At 73.3% G+C, this 15,981-nt stretch carries 14 protein-coding genes; 7 read left to right on the forward strand and 7 right to left on the reverse strand.

Annotated elements, in window-relative coordinates:
• Positions 1 to 192, reverse strand: a 192-nt coding sequence (locus ACWCWD_RS07715; RefSeq protein ID WP_450771024.1) for a Scr1 family TA system antitoxin-like transcriptional regulator, incomplete at its 3' end; no start/stop codon positions are given.
• 2 nt (positions 193 to 194) lie between these two features.
• Here ACWCWD_RS07715 and ACWCWD_RS07720 point away from each other — a divergent pair.
• Positions 195 to 2,594, forward strand: coding sequence for an ATP-binding cassette domain-containing protein (locus ACWCWD_RS07720; protein ID WP_450771026.1), 2,400 nt, complete (start codon positions 195 to 197; stop codon positions 2,592 to 2,594).
• A gap of 109 nt (positions 2,595 to 2,703) precedes the next feature.
• On the opposite strand, the gene ACWCWD_RS07725 is transcribed toward ACWCWD_RS07720, so the two are convergent.
• From ACWCWD_RS07725 to ACWCWD_RS07745, 5 genes are all read right to left on the reverse strand, one after another.
• Positions 2,704 to 3,453: a hypothetical protein gene (locus ACWCWD_RS07725; protein WP_450771027.1), complete on the reverse strand. Its 750-nt coding sequence runs from the start codon at positions 3,451 to 3,453 to the stop codon at positions 2,704 to 2,706.
• Positions 3,454 to 3,681: 228 nt separating this feature from the next.
• Positions 3,682 to 5,802, reverse strand: coding sequence for an acyltransferase family protein (locus tag ACWCWD_RS07730; protein WP_450771029.1), 2,121 nt, complete (start codon positions 5,800 to 5,802; stop codon positions 3,682 to 3,684).
• Between the two features lie 202 nt (positions 5,803 to 6,004).
• On the reverse strand, positions 6,005 to 6,802 hold the full coding sequence (locus tag ACWCWD_RS07735; protein ID WP_450771031.1) for an EI24 domain-containing protein: 798 nt from the start codon (positions 6,800 to 6,802) through the stop codon (positions 6,005 to 6,007).
• 79 nt (positions 6,803 to 6,881) lie between these two features.
• Positions 6,882 to 7,310 carry an organic hydroperoxide resistance protein gene (locus ACWCWD_RS07740; RefSeq protein WP_450771032.1) on the reverse strand — a complete coding sequence of 143 codons (429 nt, stop codon included), beginning with the start codon at positions 7,308 to 7,310 and terminating at the stop codon, positions 6,882 to 6,884.
• A 56-nt stretch (positions 7,311 to 7,366) separates the two neighbouring features.
• A complete protein-coding gene (locus tag ACWCWD_RS07745) occupies positions 7,367 to 8,386 on the reverse strand; it encodes an NADP-dependent oxidoreductase (protein ID WP_450771033.1) in 1,020 nt (339 codons plus the stop codon).
• 136 nt (positions 8,387 to 8,522) lie between these two features.
• Here ACWCWD_RS07745 and ACWCWD_RS07750 point away from each other — a divergent pair, with 136 nt between their 5' ends.
• From ACWCWD_RS07750 to ACWCWD_RS07765, 4 genes are all read left to right on the forward strand, one after another.
• Positions 8,523 to 8,972, forward strand: coding sequence for a MarR family winged helix-turn-helix transcriptional regulator (locus tag ACWCWD_RS07750; protein ID WP_450771035.1), 450 nt, complete (start codon positions 8,523 to 8,525; stop codon positions 8,970 to 8,972).
• Between the two features lie 97 nt (positions 8,973 to 9,069).
• Complete coding sequence (locus ACWCWD_RS07755) at positions 9,070 to 9,648, forward strand: hypothetical protein (RefSeq protein WP_450771036.1); 579 nt, start codon at positions 9,070 to 9,072, stop codon at positions 9,646 to 9,648.
• 156 nt (positions 9,649 to 9,804) lie between these two features.
• Complete coding sequence (locus ACWCWD_RS07760) at positions 9,805 to 10,842, forward strand: rod shape-determining protein (protein ID WP_450771038.1); 1,038 nt, start codon at positions 9,805 to 9,807, stop codon at positions 10,840 to 10,842.
• Between the two features lie 28 nt (positions 10,843 to 10,870).
• Positions 10,871 to 12,547 carry a GAF domain-containing sensor histidine kinase gene (locus ACWCWD_RS07765; protein WP_450771040.1) on the forward strand — a complete coding sequence of 559 codons (1,677 nt, stop codon included), beginning with the start codon at positions 10,871 to 10,873 and terminating at the stop codon, positions 12,545 to 12,547.
• A 21-nt stretch (positions 12,548 to 12,568) separates the two neighbouring features.
• On the opposite strand, the gene ACWCWD_RS07770 is transcribed toward ACWCWD_RS07765, so the two are convergent.
• On the reverse strand, positions 12,569 to 13,000 hold the full coding sequence (locus ACWCWD_RS07770; protein ID WP_450771042.1) for an Lrp/AsnC family transcriptional regulator: 432 nt from the start codon (positions 12,998 to 13,000) through the stop codon (positions 12,569 to 12,571).
• Between the two features lie 153 nt (positions 13,001 to 13,153).
• On the opposite strand from ACWCWD_RS07770, the gene ACWCWD_RS07775 reads away from it, so the two are divergent.
• Positions 13,154 to 14,374 carry an MFS transporter gene (locus ACWCWD_RS07775; protein WP_450771043.1) on the forward strand — a complete coding sequence of 407 codons (1,221 nt, stop codon included), beginning with the start codon at positions 13,154 to 13,156 and terminating at the stop codon, positions 14,372 to 14,374.
• Between the two features lie 74 nt (positions 14,375 to 14,448).
• Positions 14,449 to 15,981, forward strand: a complete 1,533-nt coding sequence (locus ACWCWD_RS07780; protein ID WP_450771044.1) for an acyl-CoA synthetase — start codon at positions 14,449 to 14,451, stop codon at positions 15,979 to 15,981.

A 15,981-nucleotide genomic window follows, 5' to 3' on the forward strand; every position in this document is an offset into this window, starting at 1 on the left:
GTCGGAGGGAACGACCTGCACGGTCAGATGGTTCAACCGCTCGATGCAGTCGAGGAGATGGAGCAGCTGCTCCTTCAGCACCGCCGGTCCGCCGGCCGCGCGACCGGGCCGCCGCACCACAGCACGCAGCACGCAGCACGACAGTCCGCAGCACCGCCGTACCGCAGTCCGCCGTACCGCAGGAGGAGACACGCATGAGCAGGGCCCAGAGGACCGATCGCCGGACCGCCGAGGAGCGCGGCGCGGACAGCCACGATCTGATCCGGGTGCACGGCGCGCGGGTGAACAACCTCAAGGACGTCAGCGTCGAGCTCCCCAAGCGCCGGCTGACCGTGTTCACCGGCGTCTCCGGCTCGGGCAAGAGCTCCCTGGTGTTCGGCACCGTCGCCGCCGAGTCGCAGCGGCTGATCAACGAGACGTACAGCGCCTTCGTACAGGGCTTCATGCCCACGCAGGCACGGCCCGAGGTGGACGTGCTCGACGGCCTGACCACCGCGATCCTCGTCGACCAGCAGCGGCTCGGCGGTGACCCCCGCTCCACGGTGGGCACGGCCACCGACGCCAACGCGATGCTGCGCATCCTCTTCAGCCGCCTGGGCGAGCCGCACATCGGCCCGCCCAGCGCGTACGCGTTCAACGTGCCCTCGGTCCGGGCGAGCGGGGCGATCACCGTCGAACGCGGCAACAAGAAGGCCGTGAAGGCCACCTTCAACCGGACCGGCGGGATGTGCCCGCGCTGCGAGGGCCGGGGCACCGTCTCCGACATCGACCTCACCCAGCTCTACGACGACTCCAAGTCGCTGTCCGAGGGCGCGTTCACCATCCCCGGCTGGAAGTCCGACAGCTTCTGGACCGTGCGGGTCTACGCCGAGTCGGGTTTCCTCGACCCGGACAAGCCGATCCGCGACTTCACCAAGAAGGAGATGCAGGACTTCCTGCACCGGGAGCCCACCAAGGTGAAGGTCGAGGGCGTCAACCTCACCTACGAGGGGCTCATCCCCAAGATCCAGAAGTCCTTCCTCTCCAAGGACAAGGAGGCGCTCCAGCCGCACATCAGGGCGTTCGTGGAGCGCGCGGTCGCCTTCACCACCTGCCCCGAGTGCGAGGGCACCCGGCTCAGCGAGGGGGCGCGGTCCTCGAAGATCGCGGCCGTCTCCATCGCCGACGCCTGCGCGATGCAGATCAGCGATCTCGCCGCGTGGGTGGGCGGTCTGGACGAGCCGTCGGTGGCGCCGCTGCTCACCGCCCTGGGGCGGACCCTCGACTCGTTCGTGGAGATCGGTCTCGGCTACCTCTCGCTCGACCGCCCGGCCGGCACGCTCTCCGGCGGTGAGGCGCAGCGGGTGAAGATGATCCGCCATCTCGGTTCCTCGCTGACGGACGTCACGTACGTCTTCGACGAGCCGACGATCGGGCTGCACCCGCACGACATCCAGCGGATGAACGGCCTGCTGCTGCGGCTGCGGGACAAGGGCAACACGGTGCTGGTGGTGGAGCACAAGCCGGAGACGATCTCCATCGCCGACCATGTGGTGGACCTGGGGCCGGGGGCCGGTACGGCGGGCGGCACGGTCTGCTTCGAGGGGACCGTGGAGGGGCTGCGGAAGAGCGACACGGTCACCGGCCGCCACTTCGACGACCGGGCGAAGCTGAAGGACGAGGTGCGGGAGCCCACCGGGGCCCTGGAGATCCGGGGCGCGTCGACGCACAACCTGCGGGACGTGGACGTGGACCTCCCCCTCGGGGTGCTCACGGTCGTGACCGGGGTCGCCGGTTCCGGCAAGAGCTCGCTGGTCCACGGTGAGCTGCCCCGGCAGGCGGGGGCCGAGGGCGTGATCGCGGTGGACCAGAGCCCGATCCGGGGTTCGCGGCGGAGCAACCCCGCGACGTACACCGGGCTGCTGGACCCGGTCCGCAAGGCGTTCGCGAAGGCCAACGGGGTGAAGCCGGCGCTCTTCAGCGCCAACTCCGAGGGTGCGTGCCCCGGTTGCAACGGCATCGGGGTCGTCTACACCGATCTGGCGATGATGGCGGGGGTCGCCTCGGTCTGCGAGGAGTGCGAGGGCCGGCGCTACCAGGCTTCGGTGCTCGAATACCGGCTCGGCGGGCGGGACATCAGCGAGGTGCTGGCCATGTCGGCCGCCGAGGCGCGGGAGTTCTTCGCCGAGGGCGAGGCGGCCACCCCGGCGGCGGAGCGGATTCTCGGCCGTCTGGTGGACGTCGGTCTCGGATACCTCACGCTGGGGCAGCCGTTGACCACGCTCTCCGGCGGTGAGCGCCAACGCCTCAAGCTGGCCACGCACATGGGCGAGAAGGGCGGGATCTATCTGCTCGACGAGCCGACCACCGGTCTGCACCTCGCCGACGTCGAGCAGTTGCTCGGCCTGCTCGACCGGCTGGTGGACTCGGGCAAGTCGGTGATCGTGGTCGAGCACCACCAGGCGGTGATGGCGCACGCCGACTGGATCGTCGACCTCGGCCCCGGGGCGGGCCACGACGGCGGACAGGTCGTCTTCGAGGGCACCCCGGCCGATCTGGTGGCCGCCCGCTCCACCCTCACGGGCGAGCACCTCGCGGCGTACGTGGGGGGCTGAGCGGGACGTCGGCGGGGCCAGCGGGGCGCCGGGGCCGGGCCCACCAGCACCAGGGGCTGGGCCCGGCGCCTCGCCCCACGCCCGTACGGGCGGGCGGGGCGGGGCCGGCTCAGTGGGGCCAGTGCGGGTCCTCCCAGCGGTCGGCCTCGGGCAGGCCGATCAGCCGTACCAGGTGCAGCAGTTCCTCGGACGCGCCCCGGGCTCGCAGCCGCGCGGGGGCGTAGCGGGCCAGCCACGTCGCGAGTTCCGCGCGCAGGTCGTCCTCGTCACCCCAGGCGCCCCAGGGAAGCCCGTCCGCCAGGAGGTCGTCCGCCCATGCGGTGACCAGGTCCGCCACGTGCCGGTCGGCGACCGGGTGGTCGAGCGCTTCCCAGGCCGTGAGCCACGGGCCGGCGGAGGCGGATGCCTCGGCGCACAGCGCGAAGACCTCCGGCAAGGGGACGGCGGGGTCCGGACGGGTGAGGCTCCGGCCCCACCAGGCGTGCAGGAACTCCCATACCGCCCCGCTCAGGGGTGCGGGCCACTCCTGCCACCGGCCCCGGGCGAACGATCGCCCCACCTCGTGCATGCCGAAGACATGGTCGAGCCGGCCGTCGGCCAGCGCACCGGCCAACTGCGGCAGGATGCGGCGCAGCACCGCCCCGTGGTCCCCCCAGTCGGGAGCGCTCCAGGTACGGAACAGCAGGTCGGGGTCGAGCGGCACGTCCGGGATCTTCAACAGGGCGAGTTCTTCCTCGCTGCCCCAGTGGCATACGCACTGGATCTCGTCGCTCCGGGCCGTCGCCCCGCGGAAGATGACGGACACGTGGTCCACGGCGCGGTCGAGCCGGCGCCGCGCGGGATCGCCTTCGGGGTTCATCGGTGTCGGCACACCCTCGGGGTACTCCGGCGGCTTCCACCGGCCGAAGATCTCAACGTACTTTTCCCAAAAGCGTTTTGTCCATGGACACCGGCTCCGGAGACCAGCCGGGGACCACGGTCGCGCCGCATATCATCGACAGGCTCCTGCCGTCGGCCCCTCCCGCCCATCCGCTCGACGGCCACCTGCACGTACGGCGTCGGACGGTGTCCGCCGGCCGGTGAGTCCTCAGCGCCCCGGGGGCGGCGGCCCCTCCCCCATCAGCCGCTCCACCACCGGCCCCAGCACCGGGGCCAGTGCCACCGCGTAGTCGTCGGCGAGGTGGCTGTCGTCGCGGTAGACGGAGACGTTGCCGACGACCACGGGGCAGCGGTGGGCGCGGGTGTCGCAGATCCAGGGGCGGGGGTCGACGAGGGCGGTGCCGGTCGCGGTGGCGGCGGCGCGTACGGCGGCCCGACGGGTCGGGTCGTGGGTCGCGGCGCCGAAGGTGGCGGCGCAGGCGTGCAGTTGGGTGGAGTTGTCCGCGGCGCAGTCGACCGGGTCGCCGAGCGGCCAGGGGGTGTCGAGGAGGGCCGCGACGCGGGTGCCGGGGGTGGCGAGGCGCCGGTAGACGGCCTCGAAGCCGTCCGTCCACTGGCGGAGCGCGTCGGCGGCGGGGTGGACGGGGTCGCCCGCGTCCGAGGAGGAGACGACGACCAGGTCGGGGTGGAGGGAGTTGATCCGCGCGACGGCCTTGTCCCGCCAGGTGTCGCAGGCGGTGTACGGCTCGCCGCCGGTCATGATCGTGACCTCGGCGGCCTTGCAGGAGGCCTTGGTCAGGGAGACGAGTCTCCAGTGGTGATCGGTGGCCACCCGCTCCAGGGCCGGGAACCACTGGGCGGCGTGCGAGTCGCCGAACAGCACCACGGTGCGGGAGGCGGCGGCGTCCCCGTACACGCAGGGCGGTACGTCCGTCCCCGCGTAGCCCGCCTGGCAGCCGTCCCGGTAGACGGCGGAGCGCGCGGACCGCACTCCGGTCAGGGTGGGGGCGAGGTTGGACGGGAGTTCGGCCGGTGCGGCGGCGAGGAGGGCGGTCAGCCGGGCCCCGGGGGCCGCGGCGCCGGTCAGCTCGGTGGCGAGGGCCGGTGCGGGCGGGCCCGTCGCGATCGTCGGCGGGACGGCGGCGGCGGTCAGGGCGAGTGCGGTGATCCCGGCCGAGAGCCCGGTGCCCAGCAGCAGCGCGCGGCGGGGGCGCCCCTTGAGCGCCCGGTGGAAGCGGACCGGGTTCTCCACCAGGCGCAGCGTCAGCCAGGCCAGGCCCAGGCCCACCGCGCACAGCCCCAGCGCGGCAGGCACCCCGACGTCGGTGCCGAGCGCCGCCGGGGCGATCACCAGGAGCGGCCAGTGCCAGAGGTACCAGCCGTAACTGAGCCCGCCGGTCCACACCAGGGGCCGCAGGTTCAGCAGGAGCCCGGCGCCGTACCGGGCGGGCGTGCGGCCCGCACCGAGGACGAGGGCGGCGCCGAGGACCGGCAGGGCGGCGCGGTGGCCGGGGAACGGGGTGGCGTCGTCGAAGCGGAGGGCCGCGGCCAGTACGCAGGCCAGGCCGAGCCAGGTCAGCGCGGCGGCAAGAGGAGCGGGCAATCGGCGGAGCCGGTCGGCCGCGAGGGCGGTCAGGGCGCCCGCGCCGAGTTCCCAGGCTCTGGGCGGTGAGCCGAAGTACGCCCAGGGCGGCGAGGACCGGGTGAGCAGGACGCCGAGCGCGAACGAACCCAGGCATACCGCCCCGAGCGGCAGCGCGGCCCGCCCGTACCGGCCCCGGGCGAGCCGCAGGGCCAGCAGCAGGAGCGGCGGCCACACCAGGTAGAACTGCTCCTCCACCGCCAGCGACCAGAAGTGCTGGAAGGGCGACGGCGGACTGTCCTGCGCCAGGTAGTCCGTACCGGCGAGCGCCAGGCGGAAGTTGACCGCGTACAGCGCACTGGCGAGTGCGTCGCCGGCGTATTCGGCGAGCCGGACCTTCGACAGGAAGAGCCAGGCACCGGCGAGGGTGGCCACGGTCACCACGGAGGCGGCGGGCAGCAGTCGCAGGGCGCGGCGGGCGTAGAACGCGCGGACCGACACCCGGCCGGTGGCGGCGCGTTCACGCAGCAGCAGGGAGGTGATCAGGAAGCCGGAGATCACGAAGAAGACGTCGACGCCGACATAGCCGCCCGCGACCGCCGCCACTCCGGCGTGCGAGAGCACCACCAGGCCGACGGCGACCGCCCGCAGCCCCTGGATGTCCGGCCGGTGGGCGGGACCCGGGGCGGGACCCGCCGTGCCGCCCGCCGCACGGGGCCGGACCGCTGCGGGGGCTGTGCTCGGCATGGGGGCGGCTCCTCGCGGGGGCCGGGGTGTCCGGCTGAACCCGCGCGCCGACCCCCGGGGCACCTGTGTGCGGACGGGACAGGCTCGTACTGTCCATCCGCAAAGAGGAGTTGGAATGACGTGTACGCCAACGACCGCCCAATTCACGGCCCTTACTTGCGCGGTGCGCGTTCCCCTCGGCGTGGGCCGGGCGTTGGAGCCGTCAGTCCTCTTCGGCCTTCACCAGCGAGGTGACCGGCGCGGGCGGAGTGCCGGGGGCATCCTCGGCGTCGACGAGGTCGCGGACCAGCAGGGTCGCGCCGGCCACCGCACCCGGCATCAGGAATATGGCGACGACCGGGACGAGGAAGGCGAGCGTCAGCGGGACGCCGAAGCCGAGGACCAGCATCCGCCGGCCGCGCAGCAGGGCGAGGCGGGAGCGCAGGTCGCGGCCCCGGCGCTGGAGGGCCACGGAGGTGAGTTCCTCGGCGAGGAAGTAGCCGGAGACGCAGAACCCGAGGGCGGGGACGACGGTCTGCCCGGCCACCGGGATGAATCCGAGGGCGAAGAGGACAATGCCGTAGAGGGAGACCCGCACCAGGATGCGGACGGAGTCGCGGGCGGAGATCCAGAGTTCGCGCCAGAGCGGGAGCCCGGACTCGTGGACCTCGCCGCCTTCGCTGCGGTCGACCTCCTCGGAGAGCGACTCGTAGAACGGCTGGCCGACCAGGAGGGTGACGGCGGTGAAGGTGATGACCGCCAGGAACAGGCCGAAGGCGAAGACCAGGACGGTCAGCGTGTTGCGCAGCAGTCCGAGCCAGGGCGAGGACCAGTCGTCGGCGAACGGGGTGGCCCAGCCGACGAAGTCGTCGGCGCCGTAGGCGAGTCCGACGAGCGCGCCCGCGTACAGGACGAGGGTGATCAGCCCCGGCAGCAGCCCGAAGCCGAACCAGCGGCCGTGCCGGCCGACCCAGCGCTGGCCCTTCAGCAAGTAGCCGAATCCGGCCGCGAGATCACTCATGGCGCCAGGGTACGTGCGCACCCCCCGGACGACGCCATGGGGTGTCCGGGGGGTGCGTCCTCGCCGTGGTGGCGGGGGATCAGGCGACGATCAGGTCGACCTTGATGTTGCCGCGGGTGGCGTTGGAGTACGGGCAGACCTGGTGGGCCTGCTCGACGAGCTCGCGCGCGGTCTCCGTGTCGACGTCCGGGATGGAGACGGTGAGCGCGACCTCCAGGCCGAAGCCGCCGGTGTCCGCCTGGCCGATGCCGACCGACGCGGTGACGGTCGACCCGGCGATGCTGATCTTCTTCTGCCGGGCGACGACACCGAGGGCGCTCTGGAAGCAGGCGCTGTAGCCGGCTGCGAAGAGCTGCTCGGGGTTGGTGCCGTTGCCGCTGCCGCCCATCGCCTTCGGCGGGTTGACGACGACGTCGAGGTTGCCGTCGTCGGAGTACACCCGGCCGTCACGGCCGTTCTCGGCGGTGGCGACGGCGGTGTAGGCGACGGATATGTTCGGGATGCTCATGCGGGTTTCCTCCTGCTGCTGGTGGCCGAAAGCCGTGCGGTCATGGGGGGAGACGGTCAGACGAGGGAGACGATCATCTTTCCGGTGTTCTCGCCGCGCATCAGGCCGTCGAAGGCGTTGAAGCCGTTCTCGATGCCCTCGACGGTGGTCTCGCGGTACTTCAGCTCGCCCGAGGCCAGCCAGCCGGCGGCCTCCTCGACGAACGTGGGCCGGAGTGCGGTGTGGTCGCCGACGAGCAGGCCCTGCAGGCGCAGCCGCTTGCCGATGACGAGCGCGAGGTTGCGCGGGGCCGGGGTCGGCTCGGTGCTGTTGTACTGGGCGATCATGCCGCAGATGGCGGCGCGGCCGTGCACGTTGAACGAGGAGAGCGCGGCCTCCAGGTGCTCGCCGCCGACGTTGTCGAAGTAGACGTCGATGCCGTCCGGGGCTGCCTCGCGGAGCTGGTCGCGGACCGGGCCGTTCTTGTAGTTGAACGCCGCGTCGAAGCCGTACTCCTCGACCAGGAGCTTGACCTTCTCGTCGGATCCGGCCGAACCGATCACGCGGGAGGCGCCCTTGAGCCGGGCCATCTGGCCGACCTGGCTGCCCACGGCTCCGGCGGCGCCGGAGACGAAGACGGCGTCGCCCTCCTTGAAGGAGGCGACCTCGAAGAGTCCGGCGTAGGCGGTGAGGCCGGTCATGCCGAGTACGCCGAGGTAGGCGGAGAGCGGCGCGACGTCCGGGTCGACCTTCGCCACGCGCTTCGCGGGGACCTCGGCGTACTCGCGCCAGCCGAGGCCGTGCAGGACGTGGTCGCCGACGGCGATGCCCTCGGCGTTCGAGGCGACGACCTCGCCCACCGCGCCGCCGTCCATCGGCCGGTCGAGCTCGAAGGGCGGGGTGTACGACTTGACGTCGTTCATCCGGCCGCGCATGTAGGGGTCGACCGAGAAGTAGAGGTTGCGGACGAGGACGTTGCCCTCGGCCGGAGCCGTCACCGGCGCCTCACGCAGCGCGAAGTCCTCGGGCTTCGGCCAGCCGTGCGGGCGGGCGACGAGGTGCCATTCGCGGCTGGAGGCGGGAAGTGCTGCAGACATGAGCTCGGGTTCTCCTCGGTGTCGGGTGTGGGGGTCCGTACCCGGCGGGGCGTACGGCGTGGAAAAGCTTCACCACATGAAACAACCATGCTCTTGAATATTTCACCTTGTCAAGTAACTGGGTATCCTGTGTGTCATGACCACCCCGCGCACAGATCCTCTGACCCTCGAAGTCGTCGAGCTGATCGGCACTGTCGTGGCGCGCTACTACGAGGAGTACGACCGGGCCGCCGCCTCCTTCTCGCTCACCGGTGCACAGGCCCGGGTCCTGCGTCTGCTGTCCATCGAGCCGATGCCCATGCGCCGGATCGCGCAGAAGCTGAAGTGCGAGCCCTCGAACGTGACCGGCATCGTGGACCGGCTGGAGGCCCGTGACCTGGTCGAGCGCCGCCCGGACCCGCACGACCGGCGGGTGAAGCTCGCCGCCCCGACCGAAGAGGGGCGGCTGACCGCGCTCCGGCTCCGTGAGGCGCTGGACTTCGCCCGCGAGCCGCTGGCCGGTCTGTCGGACGCGGAGCGCACGGTGCTGCGGGACCTGCTGCGCCGGATGCTCGGAGCCGGGCCGGACGGGGACCTCGGGGACTGAGCGGACTGAGCGGACTGAGCGGACTGAGCGGACTGAGCAAACCCAGCAAACTCAGCGGACCGGGCCCCAGGGGCGGCGGGCGGGCAGGATGGGGTCCATGACCGCCGCCGCCCCCTTCGGACCGCTCCAGTTCCAGCTCGTCCTGCTCCGCCGGATGGCCGACCACCAGCCGGACCTGGCCGAGGAGGCCCGGCACGAGCTGAGCGCGACCCTCGCCGAGGCGCGCGAGGCGAACCGGCGCTGGCAGGCCATGGTGCGCGGGCCGGGCGGGCGCGGTGTGCTGCGGCGGTACCGCTCCGTCCTCGGCGAACCCGAACAATCCGTCCGGCGGACCGTCGGCGACCTGGAGTGCTCCGCGCTGACGTGGGCGCTGCCGCTCTGGCCCGACCTGCGGTTCGAGGTGATGGCCGCACCCGGCGGAGCGGTGTGGAACGCCTGGCTGGTCCGTGCGCCCGGCGCCCCGGGCCCCGAGCTGAACAGTGCGGCCGACCTCACCCCGTGGTCCTGCACGGTGGACGAGGTGGCGCGGGCCTTCGCGCCGGTCCGCCCGATGGAGGGCAGCGCGCCGACCCGCTGGGCGCTGGCCTTCACGGACCCGGCCACCGGCGCCCCGTACGTCGCCGAGTTCACCTGGGGCCTGTTCCAGCGGCTGCTGCCCGGCCCGCGGACAGCCTGAGCCCGTCCGGTCCGCCGGCCCCCGGACCCCCTGGACCCGGCCGTTCCCGCAGGCCCGTCCGGCGTACCTCAGCGCGCGCCCGGTCCCAGCTCCGCCCACGATGCGAAGGAGAGCCGGCTGCCGCCGGGACCCCACCAGCTCTCGGGAGAACCTGCCGTGACCGTCAGCCTTGAGCAGTTGCGCCGTTGCCACATCGCCGTCGACCTGGGTGCCGCGAGCACCCGCGTGTACGTGAAGGGGCTCGGGCTCGTCGTCGACGAACCGAGCGTCGCGGCCGTCAACACCCGCACCGGATCGCTCATCGCGGTGGGTGCGCTCGCCGAGCAGATGACCGGCCGCACCCCCGGCTACATCCGGGTGGCCCGGCCCGTGTCGGGCGGCACCGTGGTGGACATCGAGATGGCCCAGCGCATGCTGCGCCACCTGATCGGCGAGAAGCTCCGCCGCCAGCTGCGCCGCAAGCCCCGGCTGCGGGCCGCCGCCTGCACCCCGCACGACAGCGACCCGCTGGCCCAGCGCGCGACCGTGGAGACCCTGGTCGGGCTCGGCGCCCGCCGGGTGGAGCTGGTGGACACCCTGATCGCGGCGGCCGTCGGCTGCGGGCTCCCGGTCGAGCAGCCGACCGCGACCATGATCATGGTGTGCGGGGCGGCCACCACCCAGATCGCGGTGCTCTCGCTGGGCTCGATCGTCACCGCCGTACGCATCCCCATCGGCGGCAACACCATCGACAACGCGGTGATCCAGCACCTGCGCCAGCACCACGAGCTGATGCTGCCGAGCCAGTCCGTGCGCCCCCTCCAACTGGCCCTCAGCGGCAACGGGCTGACCTCGCAGGGGCCCGACGTGACCGAGATCCACGGCCGTGACGTGGCGACCGGGCTGGCCCGTTCCGTACAGGTCGACACGGCGGCCGTGCGGCAGGCGATCCACACCCCGCTCACCGCGGTGGTGGACGGGCTCGGCAGGGTCCTGCGGGACTGCCCGCCCGATCTGGTGGCCGACCTCGCCGACCGGGGCATCATGATGGTCGGCGGCAGCGCCCTGCTGCCCGGCTTCGACCAGTTGCTGCGCACCGCCACCGGGATGCCGGTGACCATCGCCGAGCGGCCCGACGTCTGCTCGATCCTCGGCCTCGGCGCGATGCTGGACGGCACGATCGCACCGATGGTCCTCAACCCGCTCGCCGGCTGACCGCCCCCGCGCGGCTGGGGCGAGGCGGATGGCGCGGGAGCGCGGCGGCGGACCGGACGGGTCCGAGGACGCCCACGGCGCGGCGGGCGGACCGGACGGGCCGGAGGGCGGCGGGCACGCCTACGCCCCCCGGCTGCCGGAGCTGCTGGAGGCGGTGTTCAGTGTCGGCACCGATCTGGGTCTCGGCGCCACGCTCCAGCAGATCGTGGACACCGCCTCCCTGCTGACCGACGCCCGCTACGGCGCCCTCGGGGTGCTGGATCCCGAGTCCGGCCGGATCACCGAGCTGTACACCGCGGGCCTCGGCGACGAGGAGCGCCGTCGCATCGGGGCGCTCCCGGACGGCCGCAGGGGTGTGCTGGGCGCGCTGGTCCACGAAGACCTGCCGCTGCGCTCCGACGACGTGACGCGCGACCCGCGCTCGGTGGGCGTACCGCCGGGACACCCGGTCATGCACACCTTTCTCGGCACGCCCGTCCGGGTAGACACCGAGGTGTTCGGCAACCTCTACCTCACCGAGAAGAGCGGCGGGCGGCCGTTCACCGACGCCGACGACGCCCTGCTGCGGGTGCTGGGCTGCCAGGCGGGCATCGCGATCAGCAACGCGCGGCTCTACGAGTCGGCCCTCCAGCGGGAGCGCTGGCTCCAGGGGGCGGCGGCCGTCACCACCGCGCTGCTCACCGGGACGAGCCGTGCCGAGGCGCTCCAGACCGTCGCGGAGGGGGCCCGGGTGCTGGCGGAGGCGGCGGCCGGGGTGATCCTCCAGTCCCGCGAGGACGGCGGCATGGAGATCGTCACCGTGTCGACCCTGGAGGACCCGACGGGCATCCTGGGCGCCTCGATCGCGCCCGGCTCCCCCGTACTCGTCCATCTGCTGGGCGGGGAGCCGGTGTTCATGGAGGACGCGGCGACCGACCCGCTGATGACGACCACGGTGCGCCACCGGTTCGGGCCCAGCATGATGCTGCCGCTGGAGAGCGGCGGCCGGTTGATCGGCACCCTCGCGCTGCCCCGGCTGCGGGGCGGCCGGCCGTACACCTCGGCGGACCGGCAGCTGGCGACCCAGTTCGCCTCGCAGGCGGCGGTGGCCCTGGTGCTGGCCGACGCCCAGCACGACCGGGAGCAGCTCGCGGTCTACGAGGACCGTGACCGGATCGCCCGTGACCTGCACGATCTCGTGGTCCAGCGGCTCTTCGCGACGGAGATGACGCTGGAGTCGGCCCGCCGCCGGGCCGCCGCGGCGATGAAGGCCCCGGAGTGGTCCGGGGACCCGGACGACGCGGTGGAGGCGGACGGTCTGCTGGTGCGGGCGGTGGACGAGCTCGATTCGACGATCCAGGAGGTACGGACCACGATCTTCGCCCTCCAGCAGCCGCCGGCCGACGCCCCGACGACGTTCCGGGGCCGGGTGCTGCGGGAGACGGCGGGCGCGTCGGCCCTGCTCGGTTTCCAGCCGTCGGTGCACTTCGCGGGGCCGGTGGACGCGCTGGTGGGCGAGCCGGCGGCCGGAAGTCTGCTGGCGACGCTGCGGGGTGCGCTGGCCGCCGCCCACCGCCGGGCGGGCGTCTCGGCGATCGAGGTCGAGGTGGACGCGACGGTCCGACTGCCGGACGGGCGGCGGGCGGTGCGGCTGCTGGTCGCGGACGACGGGCAGGACGAGGAGGGGGAGCGGCGGGCGCCGGTCACCTGGCAGGCGCCCATCTGAGCTCCGCCCGCGCGGGCCCGGTCAGTGGGTGGGGGCCGCCCGCAGCGCGATCCGGGTGACGGAGTGGGCGACGCCCGCTTCCCGCTTGAGGCGTCGCAGCAGGCTGTCGAGGGCGCCGGGGTCCGCGGCGGTGGCGCGTACGAGGTAGTCGTGGCCACCGGTGAGGTGCACCACCTCGGTGATGCCCGGCAGCATCAGCACGGAGCGTTCGAACTCCTCGTTGGTGGTGTCCAGGCGCAGCGAGACGTCGATGAAGACGACGAGTCCGGAGCGGGTGTCGGCGGCGGGGTCCACGATCACCGTGAAGCCGCGGATGACGCCGTCGCGGCGCATCCTGCGTACCCGGTCGCCCGCCGCGTTGGCGCTGAGCCCGACGCGTACGCCCAAGTCCCGGTAGGAGATCCGGGCGTCCTCCTGGAGGATGGCGAGTATTTCTCTGTCCAGCCGGTCCATACGCCGATTGTCGCAGCATTCGGACAAAACCGACTGCGGAGGCGACTGCGGGGGCACGGGCGCACACCGGGGGTGAACGCGCCACGCCGCCCGCGTCCCCCGGTCGGAGCATTCCGACGGGCTCCCGGTGGGGGGTAGGTCTTGACTGGGCCCGTGGAGACAGCAGCCCCCAAGCAGCCCGCCGCACCGGCGGCGGCCAGGCCTTCCGCCGCCGCGTACCGCAACCTCGTCGTGGCGACGGTCGGCTTCGCACTGACCTTCTGGGCGTGGAACCTGGTCTCGCCGCTCTCCGGCGAGTTCAAGGACCGGCTCGGGCTCAGCTCGTTCCAGCAGTCCTTCCTGGTCGCCGTGCCGGTCATCGTCGGCTCGCTCGGCCGCATCCCGGTGGGCGCGCTGACCGACAAGTACGGCGCGAAGCTCATGTTCCCCGCGGTGTCGGCGCTGACCATCGTGCCGGTACTGCTCCTGATCCCCGCGAAGGACTCGTACGGGGCGATGCTCGCGGTGGGCTTCCTGCTGGGGCTGGGCGGCACCACGTTCGCCATCGGCATCCCGCTGGTCAACTCGTGGTTCCCGCCCTCCGACCGGGGGCTCGCGCTCGGCGTCTTCGGCATGGGCATGGGCGGGGTGGCGCTGTCCGGGTACTTCACCCCGCGCATCGCCAAGCACAGCGACAACCTGCCGTTCCTGGTGGTCGCGGGCGCGCTCGTGGTGTACGCGCTGCTGGCCGCCGTACTGATCACCGACCGCCCCGACCGGCCCGTGCCGGCCGACACCCTGGTCCACCGGCTCACCGAGGCGGGCAGGCTGCGGGTGACCTGGGAGCTGTCGGCGCTGTACGCGATCGGCTTCGGCGGCATCGTGGCGTTCGGGGTGTACCTGCCGACCTACCTCAAGACCTGGTACGAGATGTCCCCCACCGACGCGGGCACCAAGGCGGCCGGCTTCGCGCTGGTGACCGTCGTCTTCCGGCCGGTCGGCGGCTACCTGTCGGACCACATGCACCCCGCGCTGGTCACCGCGGCGGCGCTGCTGGTGGCCGCGCTGATGGCGATCGTCCAGGCCTTCGATCCGGCGCTGAACCCGGTCGGCACCATCGCGCTGCTCGCCATGGCTGCCGGGCTCGGCACCGCGAGCGGCAGCGTCTTCGCCCTGGTCTCGCAGGTGACCCCGCAGCCGAAGGTGGGCAGCGTGACCGGCATCGTCGGCGCGATGGGCGGCCTCGGCGGGTTCGTGCCGCCGCTGGTGATGGGCGCGATCTACAGCGCCAAGGGCTCGTACTCGATCGGCTTCATGCTGCTCTCCGACCTCGCGCTGGCGGGCTGCGTGTACGCGTACGGGCGGATGCGGAACATCCAGCGGGACTCGGGCTGAGCCGGCGGCGCGGCGCCGAGGGGCTCGCGGGGAACCAGGGTGCCGCCTCCCCGCGAGCCCTTACGCTGGCGGGCGTGACGCAACCTTCCCCCGCGCCTCTTCCGCCCGAGCCCCTCCTCCCCGCTCTCCAGCATCCGTCGGCCGGCACGGACGGCCGGGAGGCGGTCCGGTTCGGCGGACTCTCCCTCTCGTACGCCCGGTTGTCCGCGCTCGCGGGCTCCCTCGGGCCCCGGATCACCGGGGCGGGCGGGCGGGTCGCCGTCTGGGCGACGCCGTCCGCGGAGACCGTCGTCGCCGTGGTGGCCGCGCTCCTCGCGGGCGTGCCCGCCGTTCCCCTCAACCCGAAGACCGGCGAGCGCGAACTCGCGCACATCGTCGGCGACAGCGCACCGGCCGCCGTGCTCGCCGGGCCCGAGGACGTGCTGCCGCCGGTACTCGCCGCGCTCCCCCGGATCGACGTGCTCGTGGACGGGGAGGCGTCTCCCGGCCCCGCGCCCGTCGCAGCCGGGCCCGGCCCCGAGACGGCCGCGCTGGTCGTCTACACCTCCGGCACCACCGGGCCGCCCAAGGGGGCGCTCCTGCCCCGCCGGGCGGTCGCCGCCTCGCTGGACGCGCTGGAGGACGCCTGGGGCTGGACCGGCGACGACGTCCTGGTGCACGCGCTGCCGCTCTTCCATGTGCACGGGCTCGTGCTCGGGGTGCTCGGACCGCTGCGCCGGGGCGGTTCGGTCCGTCACCTCGGGAAGTTCTCCACGGAGGGCGTGGCCCGCGAACTCGGCTCCGGGGCAACCATGTTGTTCGGCGTCCCGACCATGTACCACCGGCTGGCCGAGTCACTCGGGAACGGCGGCGACGCCGGGGCCGCACTGGCCGGGGCGCTGGCGAATGCCCGGCTGCTGGTCTCGGGTTCGGCCGCGTTGCCGGTCCACGACCACGAGCGCATCCACGCGGCGACCGGGCGGCGGGTGATCGAGCGGTACGGCATGACCGAGACGCTGATGAACACCGGGATCCGCGCGGACGGTGCCCCCCGGCCCGGCACGGTCGGCCCGCCGCTCGCCGGGGTGGAGCTCCGACTGGTGGAGGAGGACGGTTCCCCGGCGGACGGCCCGGAGGCGATCGGCGAGATCCAGGTGCGCGGCCCGAACCTCTTCAGCGGGTACCTCAACCGGCCGGACGCCACGGCGGCGGCGTTCACCGAGGACGGCTGGTTCCGTACCGGCGACATGGCCACGGTGGACCCCGACGGGTACGTCCGCATCGTCGGGCGCAAGGCCACCGACCTGATCAAGAGCGGCGGTTACAAGATCGGGGCGGGCGAGATCGAGAACGCCCTGCTCGATCACCCCGGGGTGCGGGAGGCCGCGGTCACCGGCGAGCCGGACCCGGACCTCGGCGAGCGGATCGTCGCCTGGGTGGTCCCGGCCGACCCCGGATCGCCGCCCGGCGGGGCCGAGTTGGCGGACCATGTGGCGAAACTCCTCGCCCCGCACAAGCGCCCCCGCGTCGTCCGCCACCTCGACGCCCTGCCGCGCAACGACCTGGGCAAGATCATGAAGCGGGCGCTGACGGCCGAGCCCGCGAGCGGGCCGGGTCACGGTGGCTGA

The sequence above is a fragment of the Streptomyces sp. NPDC001493 genome (genome assembly GCF_053597235.1).

Coding starts and splice junctions, on each gene's coding strand:
- ACWCWD_RS07740 (WP_450771032.1), bottom strand. CDS start 7,310: ATGAGCATCCCGAACATATCCGTCGCCTACACCGCCGTCGCCACCGCC.
- ACWCWD_RS07720 (WP_450771026.1), top strand. CDS start 195: ATGAGCAGGGCCCAGAGGACCGATCGCCGGACCGCCGAGGAGCGCGGC.
- ACWCWD_RS07730 (WP_450771029.1), bottom strand. CDS start 5,802: ATGCCGAGCACAGCCCCCGCAGCGGTCCGGCCCCGTGCGGCGGGCGGC.
- ACWCWD_RS07750 (WP_450771035.1), top strand. CDS start 8,523: ATGACCACCCCGCGCACAGATCCTCTGACCCTCGAAGTCGTCGAGCTG.
- ACWCWD_RS07770 (WP_450771042.1), bottom strand. CDS start 13,000: ATGGACCGGCTGGACAGAGAAATACTCGCCATCCTCCAGGAGGACGCC.
- ACWCWD_RS07725 (WP_450771027.1), bottom strand. CDS start 3,453: ATGAACCCCGAAGGCGATCCCGCGCGGCGCCGGCTCGACCGCGCCGTG.
- ACWCWD_RS07735 (WP_450771031.1), bottom strand. CDS start 6,802: ATGAGTGATCTCGCGGCCGGATTCGGCTACTTGCTGAAGGGCCAGCGC.
- ACWCWD_RS07755 (WP_450771036.1), top strand. CDS start 9,070: ATGACCGCCGCCGCCCCCTTCGGACCGCTCCAGTTCCAGCTCGTCCTG.
- ACWCWD_RS07765 (WP_450771040.1), top strand. CDS start 10,871: ATGGCGCGGGAGCGCGGCGGCGGACCGGACGGGTCCGAGGACGCCCAC.
- ACWCWD_RS07745 (WP_450771033.1), bottom strand. CDS start 8,386: ATGTCTGCAGCACTTCCCGCCTCCAGCCGCGAATGGCACCTCGTCGCC.